The 14,646-nt window shown below is 73.5% G+C and carries 16 protein-coding genes; 7 read left to right on the forward strand and 9 right to left on the reverse strand.

Annotation, left to right across the window (positions count from 1 at the left end):
• The first annotated feature begins 39 nt into the window (after window positions 1-39).
• Entirely contained in the window at window positions 40-1,116 is a 1,077-nt protein-coding gene (locus tag ACZ41I_RS20755) for a CopD family protein (protein ID WP_468514756.1), read from the forward strand.
• Here ACZ41I_RS20755 and ACZ41I_RS20760 read toward each other — a convergent pair.
• The 6 genes from ACZ41I_RS20760 to ACZ41I_RS20785 all read right to left on the reverse strand — a co-directional run bounded on the left by ACZ41I_RS20760 (window position 1,059) and on the right by ACZ41I_RS20785 (window position 7,177).
• On the reverse strand, window positions 1,059-2,108 hold the full coding sequence (locus ACZ41I_RS20760; RefSeq protein ID WP_399770433.1) for a zinc-dependent alcohol dehydrogenase family protein: 1,050 nt from the start codon (window positions 2,106-2,108) through the stop codon (window positions 1,059-1,061). The genes ACZ41I_RS20755 and ACZ41I_RS20760 overlap by 58 nt on opposite strands.
• A gap of 111 nt (window positions 2,109-2,219) precedes the next feature.
• A complete protein-coding gene (locus ACZ41I_RS20765; RefSeq protein ID WP_363218790.1) occupies window positions 2,220-2,930 on the reverse strand; it encodes a VIT1/CCC1 transporter family protein in 711 nt (236 codons plus the stop codon).
• A 25-nt stretch (window positions 2,931-2,955) separates the two neighbouring features.
• Window positions 2,956-4,185 carry an amidohydrolase family protein gene (locus ACZ41I_RS20770; RefSeq protein WP_399770431.1) on the reverse strand — a complete coding sequence of 410 codons (1,230 nt, stop codon included), beginning with the start codon at window positions 4,183-4,185 and terminating at the stop codon, window positions 2,956-2,958.
• The gene (locus ACZ41I_RS20775; RefSeq protein WP_363218788.1) at window positions 4,182-5,468 is read right to left on the reverse strand and encodes an amidohydrolase family protein; all 1,287 of its coding nucleotides are present in this window, start codon (window positions 5,466-5,468) and stop codon (window positions 4,182-4,184) included. Before ACZ41I_RS20775 ends, ACZ41I_RS20770 begins: the two co-directional genes overlap by 4 nt.
• Before the next feature lie 12 nt (window positions 5,469-5,480).
• Window positions 5,481-6,365 carry an SDR family NAD(P)-dependent oxidoreductase gene (locus ACZ41I_RS20780; RefSeq protein WP_468514757.1) on the reverse strand — a complete coding sequence of 295 codons (885 nt, stop codon included), beginning with the start codon at window positions 6,363-6,365 and terminating at the stop codon, window positions 5,481-5,483.
• Window positions 6,366-6,370: 5 nt separating this feature from the next.
• A complete protein-coding gene (locus ACZ41I_RS20785; protein WP_468514758.1) occupies window positions 6,371-7,177 on the reverse strand; it encodes an acetoacetate decarboxylase family protein in 807 nt (268 codons plus the stop codon).
• A 149-nt stretch (window positions 7,178-7,326) separates the two neighbouring features.
• On the opposite strand from ACZ41I_RS20785, the gene ACZ41I_RS20790 reads away from it, so the two are divergent.
• The 6 genes from ACZ41I_RS20790 (at window position 7,327) to ACZ41I_RS20815 (ending at window position 13,018) form a co-directional block, all read left to right on the forward strand.
• Window positions 7,327-7,986, forward strand: coding sequence for a TetR/AcrR family transcriptional regulator (locus ACZ41I_RS20790; RefSeq protein WP_399770424.1), 660 nt, complete (start codon window positions 7,327-7,329; stop codon window positions 7,984-7,986).
• A 254-nt stretch (window positions 7,987-8,240) separates the two neighbouring features.
• Window positions 8,241-9,233 carry a DEDDh family exonuclease gene (locus tag ACZ41I_RS20795; protein ID WP_468514759.1) on the forward strand — a complete coding sequence of 331 codons (993 nt, stop codon included), beginning with the start codon at window positions 8,241-8,243 and terminating at the stop codon, window positions 9,231-9,233.
• Window positions 9,234-9,312: 79 nt separating this feature from the next.
• A complete protein-coding gene (locus ACZ41I_RS20800; protein WP_363214888.1) occupies window positions 9,313-9,546 on the forward strand; it encodes a hypothetical protein in 234 nt (77 codons plus the stop codon).
• 16 nt (window positions 9,547-9,562) lie between these two features.
• Window positions 9,563-10,393: an SURF1 family cytochrome oxidase biogenesis protein gene (locus ACZ41I_RS20805; protein ID WP_363214889.1), complete on the forward strand. Its 831-nt coding sequence runs from the start codon at window positions 9,563-9,565 to the stop codon at window positions 10,391-10,393.
• Between the two features lie 79 nt (window positions 10,394-10,472).
• Window positions 10,473-12,257 carry a glycoside hydrolase family 15 protein gene (locus ACZ41I_RS20810; protein ID WP_468319941.1) on the forward strand — a complete coding sequence of 595 codons (1,785 nt, stop codon included), beginning with the start codon at window positions 10,473-10,475 and terminating at the stop codon, window positions 12,255-12,257.
• Between the two features lie 5 nt (window positions 12,258-12,262).
• Window positions 12,263-13,018, forward strand: a complete 756-nt coding sequence (locus tag ACZ41I_RS20815) for an SDR family oxidoreductase (protein WP_468514760.1) — start codon at window positions 12,263-12,265, stop codon at window positions 13,016-13,018.
• A 69-nt stretch (window positions 13,019-13,087) separates the two neighbouring features.
• Here ACZ41I_RS20815 and amaP read toward each other — a convergent pair whose 3' ends face one another.
• From amaP to ACZ41I_RS20830, 3 genes are read right to left on the reverse strand one after another with little or no spacing between them, the layout of a single operon-like run.
• Complete coding sequence (amaP, locus tag ACZ41I_RS20820) at window positions 13,088-13,669, reverse strand: alkaline shock response membrane anchor protein AmaP (protein ID WP_468514761.1); 582 nt, start codon at window positions 13,667-13,669, stop codon at window positions 13,088-13,090.
• Window positions 13,670-13,674: 5 nt separating this feature from the next.
• Entirely contained in the window at window positions 13,675-14,289 is a 615-nt protein-coding gene (locus tag ACZ41I_RS20825; RefSeq protein WP_468514762.1) for a DUF6286 domain-containing protein, read from the reverse strand.
• Window positions 14,289-14,645 (reverse strand): Asp23/Gls24 family envelope stress response protein, encoded by a 357-nt coding sequence (locus ACZ41I_RS20830; RefSeq protein ID WP_468514763.1) that lies wholly within the window; start codon window positions 14,643-14,645, stop codon window positions 14,289-14,291. Before ACZ41I_RS20830 ends, ACZ41I_RS20825 begins: the two co-directional genes overlap by 1 nt.
• Between the last annotated feature and the right edge of the window lies 1 nt (window position 14,646).

Here is a 14,646-nt window from a genome sequence, read left to right on the forward strand (position 1 = left end):
GACTTGCCCGGTTCTGCGGCGACTGGCGAAGCTCAGCGAGTGCGCTTGATACGACCGTCCGCCGAGGTGGGCGACGAAGCCGGCCGCGCCCGCCGGTCCGGCACCGGCCGGGCCGCCGCCCTGCTGGTCCTGGTGGCACTGGGCACCCTGATCCCGCTGCTCGGGCCGTCGGCGGCGCTGCACGGCACCGGGGAGGCCGCCGCGCCGGGGACCGGCGGCATCGGGCTAATGCGCGCGGTGCTGTGCGCCGCGCTCGGCGTCCCCCTGGGTGAGCTGTTCGTGCACCGGCTTGCCCGGGGCCTGCCCGGCGTCCCGCCCGAACGGCCGCTCAGCTGGGCGCCGTTCGCCACGGCCGCCGGTTTCGTCGCCGCGCTGGCGCTCGCCTCGGTGGTGGCCGCCGGCAATCTGATCCCGCACCGCCTCGGCCAGATCGACGTCGGCGGCCTGTACGGCTCCCGCGACGGCGAACTGGCGCTGCTGGAGGTCAACGCCTTCCTCCTGGCAGCGGCGGTCTCTCGGCGCCCGGCGGCCCAGGTGTGGCCACTGGCCGCCGTGGTGGTCGCGGAGGCGCTGCGTGCCCATCCCGAGACCGAGCAGAGCCCGCTGGCCGGCTCGGGTCTGACGCTGGTGCATCTGACGTGCGCGGCGCTGTGGGCCGGCGGTCTGCTGCATGTCCTGCGGCTGCTCAGGCTGTGGCGCGGCGACCCGGCCGGGGCCGCGCTGCTCGGCCGCTACGCGCGCGTGGCGGCCGTGCTGCTCGCGGCCGTCACGGCGACGGGCGTGTGCAGCTGGCTGCGCCGGATGCCGTCGGCCACGATTCCCGACCAGCTGACGACGACGGCGTACGGACGCACCCTGCTGGCCAAGGCCGTCCTGGTCGCCGCCGTCGCGCTGCTCGCCCTGTGGGCGCGGATCCGGCTGCGCCGCGCCGGAGACCCGCTGACCGCGTACGCGCCCGCGCGGGCCGAGGTGATCGCGCTGGGCGCGGTCGTCGCGGTCTCGGGCCTGCTCACGGCGCTGCCGCTGCCGATCCACTGGAGCCGGCCGGCCGTGGCCGGTTACTGGTCGTTGGTGACGAGCACCTTGAGGGCGGTGCGCTCGTCCATGGCCTTGTAGCCGTCGGGGACGCCCTCGATACCGACGGTCATGTCGAACACCGGGGAGGGGTCGATCGTGCCGTCGAGGACGTCGGGGAGCAGGTCCGGGATGTAGGCGCGCACCGGCGCGACCCCGCCGCGCAGGGCGATGTTCCGGTCGAACATGACGCCGAGGTCGAGGCCGGTGCCGCTGCCGTGCGGCACGCCCACGAAGCCGATCGCGCCGCCGTCGCGGGTGATGTTGACGGCCGTGCGCATGGACTGCTCGGTGCCGACCGCCTCCACGACGGCGTGCGCACCCTGACCGCGGGTGAGTTCCCGGACGGCCTCGACGGCCGCGTCCCCGCGCTCGGCGACGACGTCGGTGGCGCCGAAACGGCGCGCGATGTCGGTACGGACCTCGTGCCGGCCCAGCGCGATGATCCGCTCGGCGCCGAGCCGCTTGGCGGCCAGCACGGCGCACAGGCCGACCGCGCCGTCACCGACGACGGCGACCGTGGCGCCGGGACGGGCGCCCGCGCCGAGGGCCGCGTGGTGGCCGGTGCCGAGGACGTCGGAGAGGGTCAGCAGGGCGGACAGCAGGTGGTCGTCGGAGGCCGCGTCCTTGGGCAGCTGGACGAGGGTGCCGTCGGCGAAGGGCACGCGCACCGCCTCGCCCTGACCGCCGTCGTGGCCGACGGAGCCCCAGAAGCCGCCGTGCTCGCAGGACGTCGTCAGGCCCTCGCGGCAGTAGTCGCAGACGCCGTCGGACCACATGAACGGCGCGACCACCAGGTCACCGCGCTTGACCGTACCCACCTCGGAGCCGGTCTCCTCGACGATCCCGAGGAACTCGTGCCCGATGCGCTGGCCCGGCTGCCGGGCCGCCTCACCGCGGTACGCCCACAGGTCGCTGCCGCAGATACAGGCGCGCAGCACCCGCACCACGGCGTCGGTGGGCAGCTGCACCACGGGCTCGGGGACGTCCTCCACACGCATGTCGTACGGGGCGTGGATGGTGGTGGCGCGCATGGCGAGGGTCCTTCTCGTGCGGGATCGTGCGGTGCGCTCAGGGGGTGGTCGAGCGCACTTCACGGTACGCCGTCGCCGCCGCGTGCTGCGCGGCCAGGGTGCCGGAGTCCGCTATACCCCCGCCGCCCCCAGCAGGCTCCCCGCCGCGTACGTCACCCCCATCGCGAGCGCCCCGCCCAGCACGTTCCGCAGCACTGCGCGCCCGGGGTCGGCCGCTCCCAGCCGGGCGCTGCTCCACCCGGTGAGGACGAGCGCGGCCAGTACGGACGCCACAGTGACCTGGAGCCGCCAGGCGGCCGGGGGCAGCACGATGGCCAGCAGGGGCAGCAGCGCGCCGACGGTGAACGCCAGAAAACTCGCCCAGGCCGCGTGCCACGGGTTGGTCAGCTCGTCCGGGTCGATACCGAGCTCCACGCGCGCGTGGGCCTTCAACGCGTCCCGCGCGGTGAGCTGCTCGGCGGCTTCCCGGGCGACCTCGTGGGACAGCCCGCGCTGCCGAAGCAGCTCGGTCAGCTCCTCCAGCTCCAGCTCCGGCTGCTCGCGCAGCTCCCGCCGCTCCAGGGCCAGCGCGGCCATCTCCGAGTCCCGCTGCGTCGACACGGACACGTACTCCCCGGCCGCCATCGACATGGACCCGGCGAGCAGGCCGGCCAGACCGGCCGTGAGCAGGGCGGCACGGGAGTCCGTCGCACCGGCCACGCCGACGACGAGTCCGGCGGTGGACACGATGCCGTCGTTCGCCCCGAGGACGGCCGCCCGCAGCCAGTTCAGGCGGGAGCCCAGCGCACCGCCGTGCGCCTCGTCATGGGTTGGTTCCGTCACAGCAGGGAGGATCGCACCCCTGCCGTCACCACACCCGCACCGACGCCCCCCGCGCGAACACCGGGCTGGTCGCGTCCGCCGGGGGTTCCGGCAGGGGTTCGGCGATCTCCGCCACCGTGGGGCCGACCTTGGCCGCGACCGAGTCCAGCAGGTCGAGGTCGAAGCCGTAGACGCGGGCGGCGTTGCCGCCGAGCATGGCCGCGAGCTCGTCGTGGGGGACGCCCGCGCAGGCGAAGCGCAGGGCCTCGCGGGTGTAGGGGTGGGTGCCCTCGTCGTGCGGGTAGTCGCTGCCCCACATGATCTTGTCGACGCCGATGCGGTCGCGCAGCGGCACCTCGTGCGGGCGCATGAAGCTGGCGCCGACGAAGCAGTGGTCCCGCCAGACCCGGGAGGGCGGCTCGCCCATGCCGTCGGCGAGTCCGGCACCGAACTTGGCCTCCGCCGTGTCGGCCTGCGCGGACGCGGCGACCAGACGGCCGTGGTAGTAGTCCAGCATGCCGAGCACCCCGGGGATCCAGCCGGAGCCCTGTTCGGTCAGGACCAGTCTCAGCTCCGGGTGACGGCGGAAGGCGCCGCCGAACACCAGGTGCCACAGGGCGCGGTGGGAGAACCAGGTCGTCTCCACCATGAACACCGCGCGGGCGGCCGGTTCCTCGCCGAGCGGCGGGGAGGCCGAGCCGGCGTGGTGGTTGACGGGGACGCCGAGTTCCGCGCAGGTGGCCCAGATCGGGTCGTAGATGCGCGAGTACAGCTCGGGCAGTCCGGAGCCGGGCGGGGTGCCGGGCAGCATCAGGCCGCCCTTGAGGCCCGCCGACGCGGCCCAGCGGATCTCCCTGACGGCCTCCTCGACGTCCCCGAGCAGGATCTGGAAGACACCGGCCCGGCGGCCCGGCGCGGCCGCGCAGAAGTCCGCGAGCCAGCGGTTGTGGGCGCGCAGCCCGGCCCAGCGCCGCTCGAAGTCCTCGGCGCCCGGCGGCGGGGCCATGAGCGAGCCGGACGGGAAGAACGGCGGGATGGTGTTCGGGAAGATCACCTCCGCCACGATCCCGTCCGCCTCCAGCTCCGCGAGGCGCCGCTCGGAGTTCCAGTTGCGGTCGGCGGAGTCGGCGAGCAGGTCCTCGTAGGGGTTGACGTAGGTGGCGGCCCAGACGTCGAAGTCGTCGTGGTACCGCTTCTCCAGGTACGGCCTGTAGTCCAGCAGATCGGCTCCCGCGTGGCAGTCGGCGGAGATCACCGTGTAGCGGTCGTCGTTCATCGGGTCACCCCCAGAACCGGGAAGTCCTCGTCGGTCAGCCAGTGCCGGCCCGTCCCGCGCGAGCGCGCCCAGGACGCCTCCACGGCCGCCTGGTCGGCCGGCTGACCGAGTTCGGCGGGGGTCGGGCCGATACGGCGGGCGAGCGGCGTCAGCCTTGCGACGTCGAAGCCGAAGACCTCCGCCGCCGCGAGGCCCAGCATCCGGCGGGTCTCGTCCACCGGGATGTCGTGGAAGGTACGGCGCAGCCACGCGCGCGTGTCGGGCCAGGTGCCCTCGGGGTGCGGGAAGTCGCTGCCCCAGAGGATGTTGTCGACGCCGATCTCGTACCGCTGGGCCAGCTCACGCCGCTTGGTGTTGGTGGCGCAGACGAACACCTGCCGGTCCAGGTACTCGTGCGGCGGACGCTTCAGCCCCTCGAACGGGGAGAGTTTCTTGCCGCCGTGAGCGCCGAGGTAGAGGCGGTCCATGAACCACAGCAGGTTCGGCAGCCACCAGCAGCCGGACTCGGCGACGCCGAACCGCAGCCCCGGGTGGCGTTCGAAGACTCCGGACCAGAGCAGGAACCACAGCGGCCGGGCCGGCCACCAGGTCACCTCGCTCACGAAGATGCCGAGGTGGTCGCCGTACTCCTCGCGCGGGGCGGCACCGGAGTGGGTGAGCACGGGCATCCGGCACTCGGCGGCGGCCGCCCACACCGGGTCGTAACGGCGGTCGTGGTACGGCTCCTTACCGGCCCACATCGCCGGGATCATCAGGGCGCCGAGGCCGGACTCCCTGGCCCGGCGGATCTCGGCGACGACCTCGGACACCTCGCCGGTGACCGGCAGCAGGGCGACGCCGCAGTGCCGTTCGGGGTGCTCGGAGACGAAGTCCGCGAGCCAGCGGTTGTGCGCCCGCGCGCCCGCCATGCCCAGCTGCGGGTCCTGGTCGCCGGTGAGGCCGAGGCCCACGCCGAAGGGCGCCGCGGTGCGGCTGTCGACGGCGTCGGCGTCCGGGAAGACCACCTCGGCGGCCACGCCGTCCCCGTCCAGCTCCTTCAGGCGCTGTGCGGTGTCCCAGCCGCCCCGCAGGCCCTCCTCGTTGTCGCGGAACCACTGGTCGGCGAAGGCCTCGTTGCGGATGCCGAGCCGGGTCATCTCCGCGCGGCGCCGGCCCTGGCCGGCGAGGAACTCGTCGAAGTCCCGGTGGAAACGGCTCTCCAGGTAGGGCCGGTACTCCTCGGTGGGCAGTCCGGCGTGGCAGTCGGAGGAGATGATCAGATAGGGGTCGTCGTATGCGCTCACCAGGGCCTCCGCTCAGTCCAGGACGAAGCTTTCGAGGTACGACGGGTTCGCCCGGTCCAGCATCGACCGGGCCCGGGCGCGGATCTGGGCGTCGCTGTGCTCGCTCGCCGGGAGCAGCCAGAAGCGGTCCGCCCGGATACCGGTCACGACGAGGTCGGCGACCTCCTCGACGGGCGTGAAGCGGACCTCCTGGCCGGCCGCGCGCATCGCCTCCTCCCACTGGCCGAGGCTGCGGTACGGGGTCCTGCGCGGGCGCTGCTTGGCGTAGCGGGCGGGGCGGTTGCGGTGCGACTCCCACAGGCCGGTGCGCAGCATGTGCGGACCCGGGAAGAGCACCGAGGCGCCCACGCGCGCGTGCTCGGCCTTCAGGTGGGCGTACAGGGACTCGGTCAGGGTGACGACGGCCGCCTTGGTGACCGCGTACACGGAGGCCGTCGGCAGCGGTGCTATGCCGCCGTCACTGGAGGATGTATTGACCACATGACCGGGTTGGCCCGACTTGATCATCCTGGGCACGAACGCCTGGACGCCGTGGAAGACCCCCCACACATTGACGGCGAAGGCCCACCGCCAGTCGTTCGGGTCGTGCTCCCACATCCGGCCCTCGGCGCCCGAGCCGACGCCCGCGTTGTTGCACAGGACGTGCACGGCGCCGTAGGTGTCGTACGCGGCCTCGGCCAGCTCCATGACCTGGGTGCGTTCGCCGACGTCGGCCACGCGCGCGTGCACGTCGGCGCCCTCGGCGCGCAGGCCGGCCGCGGCCTTGTCGAGTGCGGCCTCCTCCACGTCGGCGAGGACCACCTTCAGGCCCTCGGCGGCGAACCGGCGGGCCATCGCGAGCCCGACCCCGCTCGCCGCTCCGGTGACGACGGCGACCTGTCCGGCGTGCAGATCCATGCGGCTCAGCTCCCTTCGGGCGGTGCGTCGAGGATCTGCAGCGGATCGTCGTAGCGCTGATGGACGTACGGCAGCAGCGCCTGGGCGTCGACCCGTTCGACGACCCGGCCGCTCTGGTCGCTGGTCTTCTCGCCGAGGGTGATCTCGCGCAGGCGCAGCACCGGAAGGTCGGCCACCGGGTCGTACGCCGACTCCCGCAGGACGACCTCGCCGGTGACGCGCTCCAGTCGGCGCACCTTCTCGTGGCGCACGCAGTGCACCAGCACCGGGTCGGCGTCGAAACCCGAACCCTCCACGGCGGGCAGGAACTTGAAGTAGAAGTCGGTCCTGCGGCTCGGCTCCGGCAGGGGCAGCTCGCCGCCGACCGTGCCGCGCACCTCCACGAACGCGATGCCGTGCCGGGCCAGCACCGCGCGTACACCGCCGTCGTCGCGCTCGACCGTCACCTCGCCGAGCTTCTTGGGCTCGCCGAAGACCTCGCGCCCGCCGGTGAGGGCACGCTCCTGGGTCATGGGCATGACCAGCGGGTACCAGCCCTCGGCCGTGCCGTGCGCGGCGGCGACCGCGAACGAGCCCGCGCCGAGGGGGTACCCCGGCAGGTCGACCTTGCTGATGGTCACCCGCACGAGCGGGCTGCCGGTGGGTTTCAGGGGCGGTGGCAGGACCGCGGCGACCGCGTCCGGGTCGGTCTCCCAGACGGCCACCACGCCGGTGGACCAGATGTCCGCAAGCCGCGCGCCCGCGGTGCGGGTCGCGGCGATCTCCCGCTCGCTCCGTGCGCCGTAGCGTACGCGTGCGTGTTCGCGTGCCATACGCCGTACCGCCCTTCTGCCGGCCGGTGATCCTGACGGGGTTCTGACGGTGTTCCTGACGGGATTTCTGACGGCCCGTCACCTGTAACACAGTTACAGCAGACCTCGGGCGGGGTAAAGACACGCGGACGGACGGGAGTGGGGAGATCATGGCGAGCGGTCCGAGAAGTGCGCTGAGCCGGGAGGCGGTGCTGGACGCCGCCGCGGGGCTGGTGCGACAGCACGGCCCGGACGCCCTGACCATGCGCAAGCTGGCCGCCGAGCTGGGCACCGCCGTGACGTCGATCTACTGGCACGTCGGGGGCCGCGAGGCGCTGCTCGACGCACTCGTGGAGCGGACCGTGGCCGACCTCGGCGAGATCCGCCCGGCGGGGCGCACGCCGGAGCAGCGTGTGGTCTCCGTCGCCTGTGCGCTGCGCCGCCGGCTGCGCGACCACCCGCATCTGGTGGCCCTGGTGCACGAACGGGGCCTGACCGAGCGGATGTTCCTGCCCGCGCAGCAGGTCCTGGTCCGCGAGGCGCACGCGGCCGGGTTGCGCGGGGCGCGGGCCGCCGAGTTCGTCCGCGCGGTGCAGTTCCAGGTCGTCGGACATGTGCTGGTGGAGCGCAACCGCGAGCGGGCGCCGGCCCAGCACCCCGGAGAGGAGGAGCTGTGGCGTGCGGTCGCCGCGGGGGACGACCCGGCGCTGGCGCGTGCGCTGGCCCGCCCGGTGGACACCGAGCGGCTGTTCGTGACAGCCGTGAGTGCGCTGGTACGGTCCCTGCTGGCACCGAGTGCGCTCACCCGCCCAGCCGACTCGGCGGGCTGAGAGGCACGGGACGAGCACGCACGCGTGGGCCGCCCGGCCGGCGGGTCCCGCCCCTGCGGACCCCGGCCCGGTCGGCCGAGAGGCGCACAACGGAGCCCCTCGACCCGAGCTTTCCGGGAGGCCGGGACCAGGCGGGCGAGTGGGCGAGGTGCACGCACGCGCGTGCGACGGTCGAGCGGCTGGGCGGGGAACCGGCGGCGCCACCGGGGCCTGCGGGACCCCGCTGTCAGTCGTGGCCCGTATCCTCAGTGACCATGCTCGAAGACCGTGCGACCGCAGTGTCCTCCCCCACCCAGTGGCCGGCCGCGTATCCGAAGGGATACGCGGTCGTTGACGTGGAGACCACCGGCCTGGCCCGGGACGACCGGATCATCTCGGCGGCCGTCTACCGGCTGGACGAGCGCGGCGAGGTCGAGGACCACTGGTACACGCTGGTCAACCCGGAGCGCGATCCGGGACCCGTGTGGATACACGGTCTGACGAGCGAGGTGCTCGAAGGGGCCCCGCGCTTCGCGGACATCGCCGAGGACTTCGCGGCCCGGCTCGACGGCCGGGTGCTGGTCGCGCACAACGCCGTCTTCGACTGGCAGATGATCGCGCGGGAGTACGCGCGCGCGAAGCGCGAGGCACCGGTGCGTCAGCGGCTGTGCACCATCGCCCTGTCGAAGGAGCTGGGGCTGCCGCTGCCCAACTTCAAGCTGGAGTCGCTGGCGGCGCACTACGGCGTCGTACAGCAGCGGGCGCACCACGCGCTGGACGACGCGCGCGTGCTGGCGGAGGCCTTCCGGCCCAGTCTGCGGGCCGCGGCGGCGGGCGGCGTACGGCTGCCGCTGCTGGAGTGCCGCCCGCTGACGGAGTGGTCGGACCGGCCGGTGCCCCGGCAGTCGTCCGGCGCACTCGGGGGCTACGGCGGCTATCGGTCCAGCAGTTGGCGCCCCTCCCGCAAAAGGCCCGCATGCCCCTATCCCAACCCAGGGCGCTACGAAGACGGCAAACGCCTCAAACAGGGCATGCGGGTGGCGTTCTCCGGAGACACGTCCGTCGAGCGCGAGCTGCTGGAGGACCGGGCCACCGAGGCCGGCCTGCATGTGGCGTCCAGCATCTCCCGGCTGACCAGCCTGCTGGTGACCAACGACCCCGACTCGGGCACGTCCAAGGTCGTCAAGGCGCGCCAGTTCGGCACACCGATCGTCGACGAGGCCGCGTTCGGGCAGTTGCTGCGGGACGTCGAGCCCGCCGACGAGTGATCGTACGGATGAGTGATTGGCACACGACTCACCCGGAACCCGCTCGCCCCGGCCGCCACGACGACTCACTCTGTGGCGCATGGCGAAATGTGAAGTTTGCGGCAATGACTACGGCATGACCTTCGAGGTCCACGCACAGGGCGCGGTGCATGTCTTCGACTGCTTCTCCTGCGCGATCCACCGCATGGCCCCCATCTGCGAGCACTGCCGGGTACAGATCATCGGCCAGGGCGTGGAGGCCGACGGCCAGTTCTACTGCGGCGCCCACTGCGCCCGCGCCGACGGGAAGGTGGGCATCGTCGACCGGGTGTGACCCGGTACCCGCCTGAATGCACCCCACGGCTCGGAGGTACCGTCGTGGGGTGCACCGCTACCGCTTCCTGTTGTCCCGCCAGTGGGTGATCCTCACGCTCGTCGCGATCGCGCTGATCCCGACGATGATCAGGCTGGGCTTCTGGCAGAAGCACCGATACGAGGAGCGCACCGCCCGCAACGACCTGGTGTCCTCGGCACTGCACGCGAAACCGGTCCCGGTCGAGCGGCTGACCTCCCCCGGGCACGCCGTGACCCGCACCGAGAAGTACCGCACGGTCACCGCGACCGGCGCCTTCGACACCGCCAGGGAGGTCGTGGTCCGCCGCCGGACCAGCTCCGACGGCGAGGTCGGTTTCCATGTGCTCACTCCGTTCGTCCTGACCGACGGCAAGGTGCTGCTCGTCAACCGCGGCTGGATCCCCGCCAACGGAGTCCAGACCGCCTTCCCGAAGATCCCCGCCCCGCCGTCCGGCCGCACCACCGTCACCGGACGGCTGATGGCCGACGAGACGACCGCGGCCAGCGGCATCAAGAACGTCAAGGGCCTGCCCGACCGGCAGATCATGCTGATCAACAGCGCCCAGGAGGCGCACCGGCTCGGCGCGCAGGTGCTCGGCGGCTATGTGGAGCAGACGGCGCCCACGCCCAAGGACGGCTCGCCGGAGCAGATCTCCGACCCCGGCAGCGAGGACGCCCCGCTGAACTACGCGTACATGATCCAGTGGTGGCTGTTCGCCGCGGCCGTCCCGTTCGGCTGGTGGACCCTGGTCCGGCGGGAGATCCGCGACCGGGAGGAGGCCGCGGCGGAGCCGAAGCCGGAGGAGCCGGAACCGGCCACGGTGTGACTCCGGCTTCCCCAGGACGGCTTCACTCCCCCGGCGCACCCCCTGATTGGCCCCCCGGCCCGCCGGGAAGCCGCATCCCGTGGACGCGCGCATCGAGGACTACGCCCTCATCGGGGACGAGCAGACCGCCGCGCTGGTCGGCCGGAACGGCTCGATCGACTGGCTGTGCCTGCCCCGCTTCGACTCCGGCGCCTGCTTCGCGAAACTGCTGGGCGACGAGGACCACGGCTACTGGCGGATCGCCCCCGAGGGAGCGGACACCTGCACGCGCCGCGCCTACCGCTCCGACACCCTGGTCCTCGACACCGAGTGGGAGACCGCCGACGGCACGGTCCGGGTCACCGACCTGATGCCGCAGCGCGACCGCGCCCCGGACGTCGTACGCATCGTGGAGGGGGTCAGCGGCCGGGTCACCGTCCGCAGCACCCTCCGCCTCCGCTTCGACTACGGCTCGATCACGCCGTGGGTGCGCCGCTCGGACGGGCACCGGGTGGCCGTCGCGGGGCCCGACTCGGCCTGGCTGCGCTCCGAGCCGGCCGTGCACACCTGGGGCGAGGACTACGGCACCCACTCCGAGTGCGCCGTCGGCGAGGGCGAGCGGGTCGCCTTCGTGCTCACCTGGCACCCCTCGCACGAGCGCCGACCGCCGCTCGTCGACCCCTACGAGGCCCTGGACAGCAGCGTCTCCGACTGGCGGCGCTGGGCCCGGCAGTGCCGTTACGACGGCCCCTGCCGGGACATGGTCGTACGATCCCTGATCACTCTGAAAGCCCTCACCTACGCCCCGACCGGCGGAATCGTCGCCGCGGCCACCACCTCGCTGCCCGAACAGCCCGGCGGCGTGCGCAACTGGGACTACCGGTACTGCTGGCTGCGCGACTCCACCCTCACCCTCGGCGCGCTGCTCACCGCCGGCTACCACAACGAGGCCGAGGCGTGGCGCAACTGGCTGCTGCGCGCGGTCGCGGGCGACCCGGCCGACCTGCAGATCATGTACGGCGTCGCGGGCGAGCGGCGGCTGCCGGAGACGGAACTGCCCTGGCTGCCCGGCTTCGCCGGCTCCTCGCCCGTACGCATCGGCAACGGCGCCGTCGACCAGCTCCAGCTCGACGTGTACGGCGAGGTGATGGACTCGCTGTCCCTGGCCCGCGCGTCGGGCCTGCCGACCCGGCCGCACATGTGGGCCATACAGCGTTCGCTGATGCAGTTCCTGGAGTCGGCGTGGCGGCAACCGGACGAGGGCCTGTGGGAGGTGCGCGGCGGCCGGCGCCAGTTCGTGCACTCCAAGGTGATGGTGTGGGTGGCCGCCGACCGGGCCGTGAAGACGCTGGAGCAGCACCCGGAGCTGGACGGCGACCTGGACGGCTGGCGCAGACTCCGTGCCGAGGTCCACCAGGAGGTGTGCGAGAAGGGCTTCGACGCCGAGCGCGGCACGTTCACGCAGTACTACGGCTCCCGCGAGCTCGACGCGGCACTGCTGCTCATCCCGCGCGTCGGCTTCCTGCCGGCCGACGACCCACGGGTGGTCGGCACGGTCGACGCGATCCGCGACGACCTCGGACACGGCGGCTTCCTGCGCCGCTACGACACCGAGGACTCGGTGGTCGACGGGCTGCCGAGCGGCGAGGGCGCCTTCCTGGCCTGCTCGTTCTGGCTGGCCGACGCGCTGCACATGACCGGCCGGACGAAGGAGGCGCGGGAACTGTTCGACCGGCTGGCGGGCCTGGTCAACGACGTGGGGCTGCTGGCCGAGGAGTACGACCCCGTCCACGGCCGCCAGCTGGGCAACTTCCCGCAGGCCTTCAGCCACATCGGGCTGGTGAACACCGCGCTCACGCTGTTCGGGGACGACCAGGCAGGATAGGGGCCATGGATCTTGGACTGAAGGACCGGGTGTACGTCGTCACCGGGGCGACCCGCGGGCTGGGCAACGCCGCCGCGCGGGAACTCGTCGCCGACGGGGCGAAGGTCGTGCTCAGCGGCCGGGACGAGAAGCGGGTGGCCGACGCCGCCGCCGAACTGGGCCCGAACGCGGCCGGCGTCGCCGTCGACAACGCCGACGCGCAGGCTCCGGAGCGGCTGATCGCGGCCGCCCGTGAGCACTTCGGCGGGTTCCACGGCGTGCTGGTGAGCGTGGGCGGGCCGGCGCCGGGGTTCGTCGCGGACAACACCGACGAGCAGTGGCGGGACGCGTTCGAGTCGGTGTTCCTCGGTGCGGTGCGGCTCGCGCGCGCGGCGTCAGCCGAACTGGAGCCGGGCGGGGTCATCGGGTTCGTGCTGTCCGCGTCGGTGCACGAGCCCATTCCGGGGCTGACCATCTCCAACGGGCTGCGGCCGGGGCTCGCCGGGTTCGCCAAGTCGCTCGCCGACGAGTTGGGGCCGCGGGGGATTCGCGTGCTGGGGCTGCTGCCGTCGCGTATCGACACGGATCGCGTGCGGGAGCTCGACGCACTGTCCGCCGACCCTGAGGCCACTCGGGCCGCGAACGAGTCCCGGATTCCGTTGCGGAGGTATGGGGCGCCGGAGGAGTTCGGGCGGGTTGCGGCGTTCCTGCTGTCTCCGGCGGCGTCCTATGTGTCCGGCATCATGGTGCCTGTCGACGGGGGCATGCGGCACGGGTTCTAGCCTGCGGGTCGCGGTGGGGTGCTCGCACAGTTGCCCGCGCCCCTTGAGCCGGTCGGCAGCACCGCGCTGTCAAGTGACCCTTTCCGCACGGTGTTTCACGGCCCGTAGGTGCACCTCCGCCGGAAGCGATGCCAGCCTCGCCGACTCGCGTGCGTGGGTCAGTGCCCGGGTCGTGCACTCGGTCAGGACCGCCGCCGGATCCGCCCCCGGCTCCAGCCGGAGCCAGACCCTCACCGTGGGCCTCGTACGGCGGCCCCGCAGCAGGATCCCGGCGTGGGCCACGCCCTGCTGCTGAACGGCGTCCTCGGCCAGCGCCGATTCCAGGGCCCCGGCCCGGAGGAGGGCGGACTCGCCGTCGCCGGTGTCGATCAGGATCTCGGTCGGCCGGCGGCGGCGCAGGGCCGTCGTGAGCCACCACAGGGCGAGCACGACCACGATGGTCAGACCGCCGATGACCGTGGCCCCCCACCAGCCGGTGCCCCGCCAGCGGGTGCGTTCGGACCGGGTGAGCAGGACGTCGTGCGGGCCGGTGTGGATCCACCAGGAAGGCGGCGGCGCGCCCAGGCCGACCGCCAGCACGGCGCCGCCGAGCGCGAGCAGCAGCAGCCCGACGAGGGCCAGGAGGACGCGGTGCAGGCCGATCCTGCGCATCGGCGTCACCCCTTCCGTGCGGGCCGGGTCACCCGGACGGACAGTGTGGGCGGCCGGCTCAGGCCGAGGCCCCGGATGGCGTCCGTGAGGACGGTGACCAGGTCGGCGCGTACGTCGTCCAGGTCGCGAAAGTGCGAGACGGCGCGGACGTCGGCCCTCTTGCGGCGCACCCGCACCCGGACGGCGCGGACCCCGGAGACGTCCATGGCCCGGTCGCGCAGCAGGAGCGCCGCCGCGTCGCGCCCGAGTGCGGCCCGGACGTCGGGGTGCGGACGCCGCATGGGCAGCAGACCGCGCAGGCCGGGGGTGACCGCGAGGACGATCAGCCACAGGCCGGCAACGGCGACGACGGCCGCACCGGTCAGCACCCAGGTGTCGTCCAGGGGCCGTTCGGCCAGTTGCCGGGCCAGGACGCGCCGCCAGTGCATCGCGGGGTGGTGGGCCCGTACGGCGGCGATGTCGTACAGCAGGAGACCGGCGCCGGCCAGCAGCAGGACCGCCACGACGGCGGCCGGGACGCGGCGCGGTGACCAGAAACGGCCGCTGCCTTCGCCGGGGCCGGGCGGGGCGGTACCGGGGTCCTTGTCGAGGATCGGGGTGGTCGTCCGGGGCTCGCTCATCACGCCCTCCCGCGCGCTGCCGGGTGCAGCCGTTCGACCTGGACGGCGACCTCGGGCACCGCCATGTGCACCAACGCACCCACCCGCTCGGCGACTTGGCGGCGCACGGCGGCGCACTGGGCGCCGATGTCGCAGGGATAGCCGAGTTCGAGACGGACGCGTACCCGGGCCGCCGCACGGTGGACGACGACCGTGGCGTGCGGTGCCGCCGCGTCGGCGGGCAGCGGCGGCAGCGCCTCCCGGGCGGCCTGCGCGGCGATCTTCGCCACGACCCGGTCGGCGATCCGGGTGGCGCCGCGCTCGCCCGGCGGCACCCGGACCGGCGCCGGGCGCACCGCGCCGGTCCCGGCGGTCACC

It is taken from the genome of Streptomyces sp. NPDC030799, from assembly GCF_055572255.1.